Consider the following 15,143-nt stretch of genomic DNA (forward strand, 5'->3'; position numbering starts at 1 on the left):
TTCCAATAATTGAAGAAACTAAAGTGAAACTTCTTTTTAAAAGGAGGTGTAACTTTAGCTAAGAAAGCTAAAGGACATATGTGGATATTTTAAAATTATTGATGGTAGTCATTCTTATTGGGTTAACAGCATTTTTTGTGGCTGTTGAGTTTGCAATTATTAAGGTACGTAGCAGTCGTATTGATCAACTCGTTAGCGAAAAAAGACGAGGTGCACTGGCAGCTAAAAAGGTAACGTCAAATTTAGATGAATATTTATCGGCCTGTCAGCTAGGTATTACAATTACTGCTTTAGGGCTCGGGTGGTTAGGGGAACCAACTATTAAACACTTACTCGAGCCGTTGTTTTTAAAATTACAATTCTCACCTGCAATTTCCAGTACAGTTTCATTTATTATTGCCTTTGCAGTAATTACATTTTTACATGTTGTCATTGGGGAACTTGCTCCAAAGACATTTGCTATACAAAAAGCAGAACAAGTTAGCTTATTGTTATCGAAACCACTTATTTATTTTTACCGAGTTATGTATCCGTTTATTTGGGCTTTGAATGGTTCAGCGAGGGTTGTAACTGGTTTATTCGGATTACATCCAGCTTCTGAACATGAAGTAGCTCATTCAGAAGAAGAATTAAGGTTAATCTTATCTGAGAGCTATGAGAGCGGAGAGATTAACCAAAGGGAATTTAAATATGTAAATAATATTTTTGAATTTGATAATAGAGTAGCAAAAGAAATTATGGTACCTCGTACGGAAGTTGTAGGCTTATATGAGGACGAACCATTTGAAACACATATTAAAGTAATCGCACAAGAAAAGTACACGAGATATCCTGTATTTGGTGAAGATAAAGATGAAATTATTGGGATGGTTAATGTAAAAGATTTATTTATTCGTTATATGGATGGGAATCGTGACGAGGAGTGCTCGATTATGCCATATACAAGGCCAGTTATTGAAGTGCTAGAAAATATTCCAATTCATGATTTATTATTACAAATGCAAAGAAAACACATTCCATTAGCTGTATTGTATGATGAATATGGTGGTACAGCAGGAATTGTTACACTAGAAGATATTTTAGAAGAAATTGTTGGAGAAATTCGAGATGAATACGATGAAGATGAGAATCCACCTATAGAGCATGTAAGTGAAGGGTATAAAATCGTAGAGGGAAAAGTGCTTATTAGTGAAGTAAATGATTTGCTTGGCATACATTTAATTGCTGATGATGTAGATACAATTGGTGGCTGGATTATGGTACAAAAACAAATCGTTGCTGAAGGAGATGTTATTGAGAAACACGGTTTTTATTTTAAAGTCCTTGAAAAGGATATGCATCAAATTAAACGAGTGGAAATAAGGAAAGTAGAAGAATGATTTTCTATAAACTTTAATAAAAAGGATATACAGAAAAATAAATGTTTGCGCTTTCAAAAAAGGTGCTATATAGTGAAGGTGGATACTGAAAAATTCTTCTGAATGATACTCGTGTTTTTAGAGGGCGGATTTTTTGGATAAGGATTTAGAATGAAAAAGTATAGGTGATAAAAATGATAGCAACGAAGGATATACGTATAGAAAAAGATTTTTTAGGTGAAAAAGAAGTACCAAGTGCAGCTTATTATGGTGTACAAACATTACGTGCCGTAGAAAACTTCCCAATTACAGGATATCGCATTCATCCATCACTCATTACAGCAATGGCAATTGTGAAAAAAGCGGCGGCGCTTGCGAATATAGATACTGGTTACTTAGCTAAAGACATTGGATATGAAATTGCAGAAGCAGCGCAAGAAATTGTTGATGGAAAGTTTCATGATCAATTTATCGTGGATCCTATTCAAGGCGGAGCCGGAACTTCTATTAATATGAATACAAATGAAGTAATTGCGAATAGAGCGTTAGAACGTATGGGATATGAAAAAGGGGCGTATGCGAAAATTAGCCCAAACACTCATGTGAACATGGCCCAATCAACGAACGATGCGTTTCCAACAGGGATTCATATTGCAACTCTTATGATGTTAGAAAAGCTTCTTATTACAATGGAAGAACTTCATTCTGCTTTTCGTAAAAAAGCAAAAGAGTTTGATCACGTTATTAAAATGGGACGCACACATTTACAAGATGCAGTTCCAATTCGCCTTGGGCAAGAATTTGAAGCGTATAGCCGAGTGCTTGCGCGTGATATAAAAAGAATTAAACAGTCTCGTCAACATTTATATGAAGTGAATATGGGGGCGACAGCTGTTGGTACAGGATTAAATGCAAATCCTACGTATATTGAACAAGTAGTAAAACATTTAAGAACGTTTAGTGGATTCCCACTTGTTGGTGCAGAGCATTTAGTTGATGCAACGCAAAATACAGATGCATACACAGAAGTATCTGCAGCACTTAAAGTATGTATGATGAACATGTCTAAAATTGCAAACGATCTTCGTATTATGGCGTCTGGTCCACGTGTTGGGTTAGCTGAAATTCAATTGCCAGCACGTCAGCCGGGTTCATCGATTATGCCAGGTAAAGTAAATCCAGTTATGGCAGAAGTGATTAACCAAGTCGCATTCCAAGTAATCGGAAACGATCATACAATTTGCTTAGCATCAGAAGCAGGACAATTAGAGTTAAACGTAATGGAGCCTGTGCTTGTATTTAATTTAATTCAATCTATAACTATTATGAATAATGGATTCCGTGTATTCCGTGAATATTGTATTGAAGGAATTACAGCAAATGAAGAATTGCTGAAGCAATATGTTGAGAAAAGTGTTGGAATTATTACAGCAGTTAATCCTCATATTGGTTATGAAGCAGCATCTCGTATTGCACGTGAAGCAATTGAAACAGGAAAATCTGTTAGGGAGTTATGTTTAGAACATGGTGTACTGACAGAAGAGGAATTGGATATTATTTTAGATCCATTCGAAATGACTCACCCTGAAATTGCTGGAGCTTCTTTATTAAAAAATAAAAAAATGTAATGTGAAAAACACCGATCCATTTGGATCGGTGTTTTATTTTTAAAAGATATTAAATACAGCGTTTAATTGAAGTAAGCTAATAACAGCTAAGAAAATTAAACTGTATTTCATTGCTGTTTTAAATAGAGCAGATTCTTTACCAACTAGTCCAACTGCGGCACAAGCAACTGCTACAGATTGTGGTGAAACCATTTTTGCCATTGTACCACCTACTACATTTAAGGCAACGAGTGTAGAAGGAACGATGTTTAACTGGTCTGCTGTTACTGCTTGAAGTGGTGCAAATAAAGAACCACTTGAAACTACTGAACCTGTAATGAATACGCCAATCCATCCTAAGATTGGAGAAAGAACTGGGAATGCATTACCAGTAGAAGAGAATGCAAGTCCAAGTGTAGATGACATACCAGAGTAGTTCTCTACGTAAGCTAAAGCGATAACGCTACAAATTGTATATACTGGAGCTTTTAATTCTTTCATTGTTTCAATCATTAATTCTTTAACCATTTTACCTTTTACGCGGTAAACGATAAGTGAAACGATAATTGCTAGTACAATCGCAGTAGTTGTAGAAGAGAATACATCGAATTTGAAAACAGCTGCGAAAGGTGTATCAGCTTTTGTAATTGGTGTAGTTTTCATAACAGCATTATGAAGACCAGGGAACTGAATGTTAAATACTAAGTTTGCTAACGCACCATCTGGAGCAAATAAAGCTTTAATCGGTTTTAAGTTAAAGATTGTTACAAATGCAGTTAAGAATACGAATGGAGACCAAGCATATAAAATTTGATTGAATGTATGTGATACTTTAGTTTCTTGTTTTTCTTCTTTAGTAGAAGATTTTGGTTGCCAAACACGTAAGAATAATGCAAGAGCAATCATACTTACAACGGCTGCGAAAATGTTAGTAAGTTCTGCACCTAAGAAGTAAGTTACAAGGAACTGAGTAATTGCGAAAGAAACACCACTTACAAGAATACCTTGCCAAGTTTCTTTAATACCTTTAATTCCATCGACCATTGAAACAAGTAAGAAAGGTAAGATGATACTAATGAAAGGTAAAATAAGAACAGTTTGACGACCGATAGTTAATGCGTCAAGTTCAGTTAATTGTGCTGGTACTGTAACTGGAATACCCATAGCACCCATAGCACCACCAGCGATATTAGCTACTAAACAAATACCTGCTGCTTTTAATGGGTTAAATCCCATACCTACAAGTAGTGCAGCTGTAATAGCAACTGGAACCCCTAGACCAGCTGCGCCTTCTAAGAAAGCACCGAAAGAATAAGCGATTAATAATACTTGTAAACGTTGATCATTTGTAATGCTTGAAATACTATCGCGAATAATATTGAATTGCTCTGTTTTAACAGTTAATTTGTAAAGGAAAATTGCGGCGATAACGATAGTACAAATTGGATAAAATCCAGATAAAACACCGAATCCGGCAGATGCTACAGCTACTGTTGCTGGCATTTTATAAACAAATATTGCAAGGATAATAGCGACAATCACACTATAAAGACCAGCCATGTAACTTTTCATTTTGAATCCCATTAAACAAATGATGAAACAAAAGATTGGAAGTGCTGCGATTAGTGCAGATAACCAAATATTGTTTAATGGGTCATAAATTTGTGTCCAAGTACTCATAATAATGACAACTCCTATCTATTATATGTGAAGAAATTCACATTATTTGTGAAACTATTCACAATCAACTTACATGCTTAGTATATTCTCCTTCAACACTATTGTCAACGTAAAAAAGTATAATTATTCCATAATAGTGTTAAAAGAAAAGCTTTGTTCATAAAGTAGACAAAAAACACACTCAAATGAATTTAAATGTGCTGTATAAGTTATTTGCATATTATTTTGCTTATTCAGATGGCATGTTCCTTATAGGCGTATATTAGATGCCATCTTTTATATCGAGTATAAAGTTTGATATATGAACTGATCTGTCCTGTTTGATCTAGTGAGGGAGGAATGGTGAGTGGATTTAATAGGAAGTTTTGCACAACAGTCCAACCGCTTGCAATACGAATAAAAAATTAGAAACAAATTTTTAATACCACATCATCTCTTTTTACTGAAAATTCCTTTTAGCGTAACAAAGAGGTTAAGTATAGTTCAGCTACATTACGATAGGTTATCAATTATAGACGGTATTTTACAATACCGTTACTGTGCATTTCAATGAGGTGAAAATATAACAAAAAGCCTGATAAAACAACGTTTGCAAGCAAAGTATTCGTAGGCCATTATTTTGCTTTTTCGTTATATCATATAGTATAATATTCAAAATCAACAAGGATTTTTTCCTGAATTTTTGTTGATGAAAATGGAAAAATTTTTCGGCTTTATAGGTTGATAAAGTTATGTCGTAACAGGAAATATAAGAACAGATATATAAATAAATAAAAAGAACATAAAAACGCAAATAAAAACGAAAATGAGGGGAACTTTATGAGCCAAAATCAATTCGAATGTCGTATTTCAGAAGAAGATGTACAAATGTTAAGAGCGTTAGCTCACCCACTTCGTCTACGTCTAGTAATGGAACTTATGCAAAGAGGAACATGTAATGTAACACAACTACAGGAAGTATTAGAAATTCCGCAATCAACGGTTTCACAACATTTAACGAAGTTAAAGCAAAATAAAGTAGTGCGCTTTGAAAGACGAGGATTAGAAGTGTATTACCAAATCCATAATGATAAAGTAAGTGCGGTAGTAAAAACATTATTTTCTTAAAATTTGAATATTATGGAAAAAGACGTGTAGAATATACGTCTTTTTTTATTTGTCAGAAAGGTAGCGAGAGAGTAAATATTAGCATGTGAGGAAGAAATGACTATCAATCAACATGCTGCTTTACGGAATATATTCTAAAAGGAAAAGAAAAAATAGAAAGGAGTGTAGTAAGCAAAAGGAGGGATATTAGTATGGATGTGAAACGTGTGAAACAAATCTTATCTTCTTCAAGTAGAATTGACGTTACATATGAGGGCGTACCAGTATGGATTGAGAGCTGTGATGAGCAGAAAGGGAGTGCTCAAGTGTATGATGTATCTAATCCTGGTGAGAGCGTTCATGTGGACGTGACAGCTTTAGAGGAGAAATAATAAAAAAGACGCTTCTAATTTTAGAAGCGTCTTTTTGTGTGTTATTCCATCATACTCGCAACTTTTTTAGAGAAGAGAAGGAGTACAAGTCCTAAGACGATAACGATAATACCGATACTTGCAAATACTTCAAGGTATCCTAATGATTGTGTAAAGGAAGCAAGTTTACCAGCTAACCAGTTAGCCATACCTGAACCAGCTAACCATACACCCATTAGTAATGATGCTAATTTAACAGGTGCAATTGCACTTACCATTGATAGACCGATTGGTGATAAGAATAGTTCTCCAATTGTATGGAACATATAAGTGATAACGATGAATAATAAGTTTGCTTTAACAGTTATATCAGCTTCACTACTTCCAGTTTTTAGAACCGCTAATGTTAAAACCAGGTAACCTATACCTAGTAAAATCATACCAAATGCCATTTTTGTTGGTATTTTTAAATCGCCACGCTTTGATTTAGAAAGTTTTAACCATAGCATAGATACGAATGGTGCAAGGAGTACGATGAACGCTGGATTAACGGATTGGAACCAAGATGTTGGAACTTCCCATCCAAAAATTGTACGATCAACAAATTTATCTGTATAAAGTGTTAAAGAACTACCAGCTTGTTCAAAGCCTGCCCAGAAGAATACTACGAAACAAGTTAAAATTACAATTGCCCAAGTGCGATTTTTTTCTTGTTTTGTTAAAGGTTTCTTTTCGATTGCAGGTTGATTTTTTGTTTTTTTACCAACAATTGTTGTTCCTGCTGTACCAAGGTAGCGAGGAGCTAATAAGTTGAAAACAATTTGTCCAATAATCATACCGATACAAGCTGCTAAGAATCCGTATTTATATCCCATAACCATAACGCCATCAACGCTTGTTTTAAAGAAATCTTCTGCTAAAAATCCACAAATAAGTGGAGCGAAGAAAGCACCTACGTTAATACCCATATAGAAGATAGTAAATGCACTGTCACGACGTGAATCATTTTCACCATACAATTCACCTAACAGTGTAGAAATATTTGGTTTGAAGAACCCATTACCAATAACTAATAGTATTAATCCTAGAAATAGTCCTGTTTTTGTATTCATTGAGAATAGTACAAAGTTGCCGATTGCCATAATAATTCCGCCGAGAGTAATGGCATGACGTCTTGTGATATAATGATCAGTTAGCCATCCGCCTATAATTGGCATGAAATATACTGCCGCTGTAAAAGTACCATATAATTGCACTGCGACTGCCTTATCAAATCCTAACCCACCACTAACAGCAGCAGTTGTTAAATAAAGAACTAAAAGGCCACGCATTCCATAATAACTAAATCTTTCCCACATTTCTGTTAAGAACAACAAATACAACCCTGGTGGATGTTTTTTTGGTGACTGTTGCTCTCCAGCTTTGTCTAATTTTAAAGCTGCATCCATTTTTGTTTCCCCCTAATCCTGTATAACGGATATTTATGTAATCATTTTAATTTACAAAATATTTAGAAGTCAATAGAATTATATGGAAATAGAAAGAAAATTTCTAAAAAAGTTCTATTTTTCTTCAACCGTTACTGTATTTTGCCCTGAAAACGAGATGATAAGCGTTTTCAAATGTAATAATTGAATTCTAAAAGAAAATAAAATAGTGATTAATCAGAAAATTTAGATTACAACATCTATTCTGATATAGAGAAAATATATTCTATTTACTTTTATAATATAACATATTGGGAATAAAAATACAAAATGAAATAATGTGACACTTCAGTGAAATGAAAAAACCAGCTCCATCAAAGAGAGAGCTGGTTAGAATGAAATTATTTAACAAAGCGCTTTTCGATATCATCTAGTAATAGGTTAGCAGCCATTACACCGCCAGCTGTATTCCAAATAACATCGTCGACTTTGTATGCTTTATCATTTTTTACGGCATTTAAATTTTTAAATAGAGGATCGTTTATGTATTCTTTTTCTAGTTCAGATCCTTTTTTCTCATTTCCTTTATCGAATGTGAAGTAGAATAATACGTCACCATCCATAGCAGAAATACGCTCTTTAGATACGTTACGCTCTGCAAAATCATCTTTGTTTTGATCTCCAGGACGTTTAAATCCAAGTTCTTTTAAAATAACACCAGAGAATGTATCGCCATGATAAATACGAACATCACCAGGCATGAAACGAACCATAGAGATTTCTTGATTTACTTTATCGCCAAGTTTGCCTTTTAAATCTTTCATACGTGATTCGTAATCAGCTACAACTTTTTGACCTTCTTTTTCTTTATTTAATGCTTTTGCATAAAATTTGAAGTTATCTTTCCATTCCCCACGTAATGTTTCTGAGAACACAGTAGGTGCAATTGCTTTTAGTTGTTCGTACACTTTTTCGTGACGCATTTTGTTACCGATAATTAAGTCTGGTTTTAAAGAAGCAATTGTTTCAACGTTAACTTGTCCTTCATCACCAACAACTTTTACATCTTTCATTTTATCCTTAATATGTGGATACCATGGGTCACCCGTCCAAGACTTTACAGCACCAACTGGTTTCACACCTAATTCAAGTAAAGCTTCAGTTCCTTCATTTGTTAAGATAACTACACGTTTTGGATTAGCAGGAACTTCTGTTTTACCCATTGCATGTTCTACAGTAACCACTTCTTTTTTATTATCTTCTTTTGTAGATTCTTCTTTGTTATTTGATTTTCCACAAGCGCTTAAAAGCATTGAAAATGCTAGTAAAAATACAAATACTGTAAACGATTTTTTCCGCATGAAATTCATTATGTACCCCCTACATGTTGAGAATATTTTTCAATAGCAAGCATGATATTAAGCCTTTATCTTTTGATTGTCAATACATATGGTTGAAAATAATTCTCATTTCCGTTGACAATAAGAATTAAGTTGAAATACACTTACAACGTATCATTATACATTGAAGGGGAAACGCTGCATGTTATTAAAAACAAATCAAGCAAAATGGATTGGATTATTTGTTGGAATCATTGCAGTCGTTATTTGTATTTGGGGAAGTATTATTTTCGGATATACAAATACGAGCTGGAAATTAGCGCTAGATGCTTTTTTCCATTTTAATGGTTCTAATGAACATATTATTATTCAAAATGTGCGCCTTCCAAGGGCACTTATAGCAGCAAGTGTTGGTGCTAGTTTAGCCATCGCGGGTTGTCTTATGCAAACTTTAACTAAGAATCCACTTGCTTCTCCAGATTTTATTGGATTAAATTCAGGTGCTGCGTTCTTCATAGTTGTAGCAATTGTAATCTTTTCAGTAACATCATTATCAGCTTTCACATGGATTGCCTTTTTAGGAGCTGCGGTTGCAGCTGTACTTGTATTTGCTTCTAGTTCTTTAGGAAAAGAAGGGACTACTCCTCTTAAGTTAACGTTAGCAGGGGTCGCAATTAGTGCGTTATTTTCATCATTAACACAAGGATTACTTGTGTTAAATGAAAAAGCACTTGAAGAGGTATTATTTTGGCTTGCTGGATCTGTGCAAGGGAGAAAGTTAGAAATTTTACAATCTGTATTCCCATATTTATTAATAGGATGGATTGCATCTCTTATGATGGCAGGGAAAGTAAATACATTGATGATGGGAGAAGACGTCGCGAAAGGACTTGGACAACGAACAATTTTAATGAAATCATTCGTGTTACTTATTATTGTACTGTTGTCTGGTGGTTCAGTTGCGGTTGCTGGTCCAATTGGATTTATTGGAATTATTACTCCGCATTTTGCTAGATTTCTTGTTGGAGTTGACCACAGATGGAGAGTACCTTATAGCGGATTGTTAGGGGCAATACTACTAATATTGGCTGATATAGCAGCAAGATATGTCATTATGCCACAAGAAGTACCAGTAGGAGTTATGACAGCATTTATTGGAGCACCGTTCTTTATTTATATTGCACGTAAGAGAGGGCTTAGCAAATGAAGAAATATATTCCGTTTCGTATAGGAAAAGGCGAGCTCTCGTTTTTAATGTATAAACGAGCTTGTCTCGTCTTGTTAAGTTTACTAGTTGTTTTAATAGGATTATTCTTTGCGAGCGCAGGTATGGGAGACATGAAAATTGCTCCTTATGATGTATGGCAAGCAATTACCGGAAATGGCGATGCAATGTCAAATATGGTTGTAAATAAGTTTCGTATGCCACGTATTTTAATTGCTATCCTCGTAGGAATTGCACTTGCGGTAGCGGGCTGTATTTTACAAGGGCTCGTTCGAAATCCACTTGCTTCTCCTGATATCATCGGGATTACGGGCGGGGCAAGTGTCGCAGTTGTATTATTTTTAGCGCTATTTAGTGATAAAAATAATGCACTAACGGTAAGTATTCATTATATGCCGCTCGCAGCTTTTGCAGGAGCAACGATTGTAGCGGTTTTTGTATACTTATTTGCATGGAAAAATGATGGATTATCACCAATTAGTCTCGTTTTAATTGGTGTTGGATTTTGGGCATTAACGAAGGCGGCGACAACATTATTTATGTTGCTAGCACCAATTTATCAAGCGAGCCAAGCGAATGTATGGATTACGGGTACCGTTTACGGCTCTTCTTGGCAAAATGTTATGGTACTTGCGCCTTGGGTTCTCATTTTAACAGTAATATCATTTATCGCAGCTAGGCATTTAAATGCACAAGAGCTAGGGGATGATATAGCGGTAGGACTTGGGGTTCCTTTAACGAAGTCGCGTGTATTTATGTTATTACTTAGTACAGCTTTAATTGGTGGTGCGGTAGCTTTTGCCGGAGGGATTGGATTTGTCGGTTTAATGGCACCTCATATTTCACGAAGATTAGTTGGTTCTTTATACGGTGCATTACTCCCAGTTGCAGCTATTGTCGGTGCAATTCTAGTACTTGCTGCAGATTTAATAGGGCGTACAATTTTCACACCACTTGAAATTCCAGCAGGGGTATTTACATCAGCAATTGGTGCACCTTATTTCATTTATTTACTTTATAAAAGTCGGAATTCATAAAGGGAGATGAATATGCAAAAAGCATTGGAGACGAAACGCTTGACGTTGTCTTATGGTGAAACAATTATTATTGATGAGCTGAACTTAGAAATTCCAAAAGGAGAAATTACAATTTTTATCGGTTCTAACGGTTGTGGGAAATCAACTTTATTACGTTCACTAGCCAGATTATTAAAGCCAACAAATGGTGATATTTTGTTAGATAATCAAGCAATTCAAAGTATGCAAACGAAGCAAATTGCTCGTCAAATGGCGATTTTACCGCAAGGACCACAAGCACCAGAAGGACTTACAGTATTACAACTTGTAAAGCAAGGACGCTATCCATATCAAACATGGCTGAAGCAATGGTCAGAAAAAGACGAGGAAATGGTACAGAAGGCACTTGCAGCAACAGGTATGACAGAATTTGCTGAGCGTGATGTGCATGCTCTTTCAGGTGGGCAGCGTCAACGTGCTTGGATCGCAATGACACTTGCACAAGATACAGATATCATTTTACTGGATGAGCCAACTACATACTTAGATATGACTCACCAAATTGAAGTGCTAGATTTATTATTCGAATTAAATGAAACAGAACAAAGAACAATTGTTATGGTATTACATGATCTGAATTTAGCATGCCGCTATGCAGATAACATTGTAGCAATTCAAGATAAACAAATATATGCACAAGGTAAACCTGAAGAAGTGGTAGATGAGAAACTAGTACGTGATGTATTCCGAATGGAGTGTCAAATTAGTACGGATCCGTTGTTTGGAACACCGCTTTGTATCCCTCACGGAAGAGGAAGACGTGTAGTTAAAGAAGTTGCTCAGGCAATGAGATAAAAAAACGATGAGTGAGTCATCGTTTTTTTTATTTGGTACAAGAAAATAACAGGAAGAGAGGAATACGTAAGCGACGTTTATACTCTTCTTCATCTTGAAAATAGGTTGGATTTGGTGTAGCTTCTTTTAATGATGTAATGGTAAATCCGGCTTGCTGTAATAATGTGAAATACTCTTCCGTTGTACGATGATATTTAATAACTTCTTGGTCAATCCATGGTTCAACCCGTTTGCCTAGTTTAAAATAATCATCGACGAGCCAACTCGTTCTTTTACCACTTGTTTGTAAGCTTTCAAATGAAGAAGTAATAACGGGATGTTGAACACTAAAGGTAAAGGTGCCATTTGTTTTTAAAGTTTGAAACACATTTTGAAAAATGATATCAAGATGTTCAATATAATGTAAGGCGAGTCTAGAGGTTACTAAATCAAAAGTGGAAGAGGGATAGGTATAATCTTTGAGGTTTAAAAAATGAACAGATCCATTTTTATTTTCTAGTTGTTTTTTAGCTTTTCCATACATAAGCTCGGAGCCTTCAATGCCGGTGTAAGAGTAGCATCCCTTCTCTAATAATTCCGCACCAAACTTAGCATCACCACAGCCTAAATCGAGAATTTGTTTTCCTTGCACATGACCAATGAGCTGAAAGAATACTGGTTTTTCAATGGATTCATTTGGGCTATTTTCTCGGTATCTTCGTTTCATATATTGTTCGAAAAATGCTGTGTTATTGTATACATCAGATTCTTTAAATGCCATGTTTGAAGCCTCCCTAAATATTTTTTTAATTCTATCAAATATGAAAAGTAAATGATAGATTTATTGTAATGAATCATATATAATCTAGAATTGTAAGCGGTTACTTTAAACTATTTTTCTATAATAAATTCTGAAAACGTGTTAAGCTAGTAGAGGGATTATTAGAACTATTAAGACAATAATCCGCTTACATGAACGATGGGAGGCTTCACAATGTCTAGTAAAACACTTGCGAAATTTTTAGAAGAAAATTTAGAGGATTTAAAATCAAAGGGGCTTTATAACGTAATTGATCCGCTTGAGAGTTCGAATGGACCAATCATTACAATTGGCGGAAAAGAATATATTAACTTATCTTCAAACAACTATCTTGGATTAGCAACAGATAGCCGTTTGCAAGAAGCAGCAATTGGTGCTATTCATAAGTACGGTGTTGGAGCAGGGGCTGTTCGTACAATTAACGGTACTTTAGATTTGCATATTAAGTTAGAAGAAACAATTGCAAAGTTTAAACATACAGAAGCAGCAATTGCTTATCAATCAGGATTTAACTGTAATATGGCAGCGATTTCAGCTGTTATGGATAAAAATGATGCGATTCTTTCAGACGAATTAAATCATGCATCTATTATTGACGGTAGTCGTCTATCAAAAGCAAAAATTATTGTTTATAAACATTCTGATATGGAAGATTTACGCCAAAAAGCAATCGCGGCGAAAGAATCAGGTCTTTATAATAAATTAATGGTAATTACAGACGGTGTTTTCTCAATGGATGGAGATGTTGCAAAACTACCAGAAATTGTTGAGATTGCAGAAGAGTTAGATTTAATGACATACGTAGATGATGCACACGGTTCAGGTGTACTTGGAAAAGGTGCAGGAACTGTAAAGCACTTCGGTCTTTCTGATAAAGTTGATTTCCAAATTGGTACATTATCAAAAGCAATTGGGGTAATTGGTGGATATGTAGCAGGGAAACAAAACTTAATTGACTGGTTAAAAGTTCGTTCACGTCCATTCTTATTCTCTACAGCATTAACACCAGCTGATGCGGCAGCTTGCATGAGATCAATTGAAATCTTAATGGAAAGCACAGAGTTACATGATCGTCTATGGGAAAACGGTCGCTATTTAAAACAAGGGTTAAAAGAACTTGGCTTTAACATTGGGGAAAGTGAAACGCCAATTACACCTTGTATTATTGGGGACGAAGTATTAACACAAGAATTTAGTAAACGTCTAAATGAAGAAGGCGTATACGCAAAATCTATCGTGTTCCCAACTGTAGCAAAAGGAACAGGTCGTGTTCGTAATATGCCTACAGCAGCTCATACGAAAGAAATGTTAGATGAAGCAATTCGTAAGTATGAAAAAGTAGGGAAAGAAATGGGCATCATTTAAGTAACGACATCTTTTGAATAGCTTGCAAATGAGGAGTGGGGAAAATGAAAAAAATTCTAGTAACCGGTTCTTTAGGGCAAATTGGTTCTGAACTAGTAATGAAACTTCGTGATGTATACGGCGCATCAAATGTTATTGCAACAGATATTCGTGAAACAGACAGTGAAGTAGTAACGTCTGGTCCATTTGAAACGTTAGATGTAACAGATGGACAAAAACTACATGATATCGCAAAGCGTAATGAAGTAGATACAATTATTCATTTAGCAGCTTTACTTTCAGCAACAGCAGAAAAAAATCCGTTATTTGCATGGAATTTAAATATGGGTGGACTTGTAAATGCTCTAGAAGCAGCTCGTGAATTAAACTGTAAGTTCTTCACGCCAAGTTCTATCGGTGCATTCGGTCCATCGACGCCAAAAGATAATACACCGCAAGATACAATTCAGCGTCCTACTACGATGTATGGGGTAAACAAAGTAGCAGGAGAATTACTATGTGATTATTATTATCAAAAGTTTGGTGTAGATACGCGCGGTGTCCGTTTCCCAGGTTTAATTTCTTACGTAGCTCCTCCAGGAGGCGGAACAACTGATTATGCAGTTGAAATTTATTATGAGGCGATTAAAAAAGGTGCATACACCTCATACATTGCTGAAGGAACGTACATGGACATGATGTATATGCCTGATGCTTTACAAGCGATCATTTCATTAATGGAAGCTGATCCAAGTAAGCTAGTGCATAGAAATGCATTTAACATTACAGCAATGAGCTTCGAGCCAGAGCAAATTGCAGCGTCAATTCGTAAACACATTCCGACGTTTACAATGGATTATGCAGTAGATCCAGCTCGTCAAACAATCGCTGATAGCTGGCCAAACTCTATTGACGCAACAGCAGCAATGAAAGAGTGGGGCTTCAAAGCAGAATACGATTTAGATAAAATGACAACTGACATGCTGGCTAAGTTAAAAAAAAAGCTCACAGCTGAGTTAGTGATGAATTAATAGG

General features: G+C 35.4%; 13 protein-coding genes. 9 read left to right on the plus strand and 4 right to left on the minus strand.

Annotated elements, in window-relative coordinates; all coding sequences use genetic code 11:
- Positions 1–80 precede the first annotated feature (80 nt).
- Both N2V79_RS03080 and aspA read left to right on the plus strand, forming a co-directional pair.
- Positions 81–1,379, plus strand: a complete 1,299-nt coding sequence (locus N2V79_RS03080) for a hemolysin family protein (RefSeq protein ID WP_000353320.1) — start codon at positions 81–83, stop codon at positions 1,377–1,379.
- Positions 1,380–1,552: 173 nt separating this feature from the next.
- On the plus strand, positions 1,553–2,986 hold the full coding sequence (gene aspA / locus N2V79_RS03085; protein ID WP_340719560.1) for an aspartate ammonia-lyase: 1,434 nt from the start codon (positions 1,553–1,555) through the stop codon (positions 2,984–2,986).
- Positions 2,987–3,025: 39 nt separating this feature from the next.
- Here aspA and N2V79_RS03090 read toward each other — a convergent pair whose 3' ends face one another.
- Positions 3,026–4,645 (minus strand): L-lactate permease, encoded by a 1,620-nt coding sequence (locus N2V79_RS03090; RefSeq protein ID WP_016083562.1) that lies wholly within the window; start codon positions 4,643–4,645, stop codon positions 3,026–3,028.
- 819 nt (positions 4,646–5,464) lie between these two features.
- On the opposite strand from N2V79_RS03090, the gene N2V79_RS03095 reads away from it, so the two are divergent.
- Together N2V79_RS03095 and N2V79_RS03100 are read left to right on the plus strand one after the other, a co-directional pair.
- The gene (locus tag N2V79_RS03095; protein WP_000081428.1) at positions 5,465–5,752 is read left to right on the plus strand and encodes an ArsR/SmtB family transcription factor; all 288 of its coding nucleotides are present in this window, start codon (positions 5,465–5,467) and stop codon (positions 5,750–5,752) included.
- Positions 5,753–5,943: 191 nt separating this feature from the next.
- A complete protein-coding gene (locus N2V79_RS03100; protein ID WP_000382679.1) occupies positions 5,944–6,123 on the plus strand; it encodes an acid-soluble spore protein H in 180 nt (59 codons plus the stop codon).
- Positions 6,124–6,164: 41 nt separating this feature from the next.
- Here the strand turns inward: N2V79_RS03100 and N2V79_RS03105 are convergent, their stop codons facing one another.
- Positions 6,165–7,550 (minus strand): peptide MFS transporter, encoded by a 1,386-nt coding sequence (locus N2V79_RS03105; RefSeq protein ID WP_069354950.1) that lies wholly within the window; start codon positions 7,548–7,550, stop codon positions 6,165–6,167.
- Positions 7,551–7,930: 380 nt separating this feature from the next.
- Positions 7,931–8,899 (minus strand): ABC transporter substrate-binding protein, encoded by a 969-nt coding sequence (locus tag N2V79_RS03110; RefSeq protein ID WP_340719561.1) that lies wholly within the window; start codon positions 8,897–8,899, stop codon positions 7,931–7,933.
- Positions 8,900–9,071: 172 nt separating this feature from the next.
- Between N2V79_RS03110 and N2V79_RS03115 the strand changes: the two genes are divergently transcribed.
- The 3 genes from N2V79_RS03115 to N2V79_RS03125 are packed head-to-tail and all read left to right on the plus strand — an operon-like array spanning position 9,072 to position 11,965.
- Positions 9,072–10,076 carry a FecCD family ABC transporter permease gene (locus N2V79_RS03115; protein ID WP_000925211.1) on the plus strand — a complete coding sequence of 335 codons (1,005 nt, stop codon included), beginning with the start codon at positions 9,072–9,074 and terminating at the stop codon, positions 10,074–10,076.
- Positions 10,073–11,131 (plus strand): FecCD family ABC transporter permease, encoded by a 1,059-nt coding sequence (locus N2V79_RS03120; protein WP_000760057.1) that lies wholly within the window; start codon positions 10,073–10,075, stop codon positions 11,129–11,131. The genes N2V79_RS03115 and N2V79_RS03120 overlap by 4 nt, the downstream gene beginning before the upstream one ends.
- Positions 11,132–11,143: 12 nt before the next feature.
- Positions 11,144–11,965, plus strand: coding sequence for an ABC transporter ATP-binding protein (locus N2V79_RS03125; RefSeq protein WP_001167953.1), 822 nt, complete (start codon positions 11,144–11,146; stop codon positions 11,963–11,965).
- A gap of 28 nt (positions 11,966–11,993) precedes the next feature.
- On the opposite strand, the gene N2V79_RS03130 is transcribed toward N2V79_RS03125, so the two are convergent.
- Entirely contained in the window at positions 11,994–12,725 is a 732-nt protein-coding gene (locus tag N2V79_RS03130; protein WP_340719562.1) for a class I SAM-dependent DNA methyltransferase, read from the minus strand.
- A gap of 213 nt (positions 12,726–12,938) precedes the next feature.
- Between N2V79_RS03130 and N2V79_RS03135 the strand changes: the two genes are divergently transcribed.
- Together N2V79_RS03135 and N2V79_RS03140 are read left to right on the plus strand one after the other, a co-directional pair.
- A complete protein-coding gene (locus N2V79_RS03135; RefSeq protein ID WP_000095906.1) occupies positions 12,939–14,129 on the plus strand; it encodes a glycine C-acetyltransferase in 1,191 nt (396 codons plus the stop codon).
- 44 nt (positions 14,130–14,173) lie between these two features.
- A complete protein-coding gene (locus N2V79_RS03140; protein ID WP_000723149.1) occupies positions 14,174–15,139 on the plus strand; it encodes an L-threonine 3-dehydrogenase in 966 nt (321 codons plus the stop codon).
- Positions 15,140–15,143 lie beyond the last annotated feature (4 nt).

Source organism: Bacillus sp. CH_70 (assembly GCF_038007045.1).
In the GTDB taxonomy this organism is placed as follows: Bacteria; Bacillota; Bacilli; order Bacillales; family Bacillaceae_G; genus Bacillus_A; species Bacillus_A cereus.

Bases quoted from the DNA above. Each gene is read 5' to 3' on its own strand.
- N2V79_RS03100 (WP_000382679.1), top strand. From the start codon at position 5,944: ATGGATGTGAAACGTGTGAAACAAATCTTATCTTCTTCAAGTAGAATT.
- aspA (WP_340719560.1), top strand. From the start codon at position 1,553: ATGATAGCAACGAAGGATATACGTATAGAAAAAGATTTTTTAGGTGAA.
- N2V79_RS03120 (WP_000760057.1), top strand. From the start codon at position 10,073: ATGAAGAAATATATTCCGTTTCGTATAGGAAAAGGCGAGCTCTCGTTT.
- N2V79_RS03095 (WP_000081428.1), top strand. From the start codon at position 5,465: ATGAGCCAAAATCAATTCGAATGTCGTATTTCAGAAGAAGATGTACAA.
- N2V79_RS03130 (WP_340719562.1), bottom strand. From the start codon at position 12,725: ATGGCATTTAAAGAATCTGATGTATACAATAACACAGCATTTTTCGAA.
- N2V79_RS03140 (WP_000723149.1), top strand. From the start codon at position 14,174: ATGAAAAAAATTCTAGTAACCGGTTCTTTAGGGCAAATTGGTTCTGAA.
- N2V79_RS03125 (WP_001167953.1), top strand. From the start codon at position 11,144: ATGCAAAAAGCATTGGAGACGAAACGCTTGACGTTGTCTTATGGTGAA.
- N2V79_RS03110 (WP_340719561.1), bottom strand. From the start codon at position 8,899: ATGAATTTCATGCGGAAAAAATCGTTTACAGTATTTGTATTTTTACTA.
- N2V79_RS03135 (WP_000095906.1), top strand. From the start codon at position 12,939: ATGTCTAGTAAAACACTTGCGAAATTTTTAGAAGAAAATTTAGAGGAT.
- N2V79_RS03090 (WP_016083562.1), bottom strand. From the start codon at position 4,645: ATGAGTACTTGGACACAAATTTATGACCCATTAAACAATATTTGGTTA.
- N2V79_RS03105 (WP_069354950.1), bottom strand. From the start codon at position 7,550: ATGGATGCAGCTTTAAAATTAGACAAAGCTGGAGAGCAACAGTCACCA.
- N2V79_RS03115 (WP_000925211.1), top strand. From the start codon at position 9,072: ATGTTATTAAAAACAAATCAAGCAAAATGGATTGGATTATTTGTTGGA.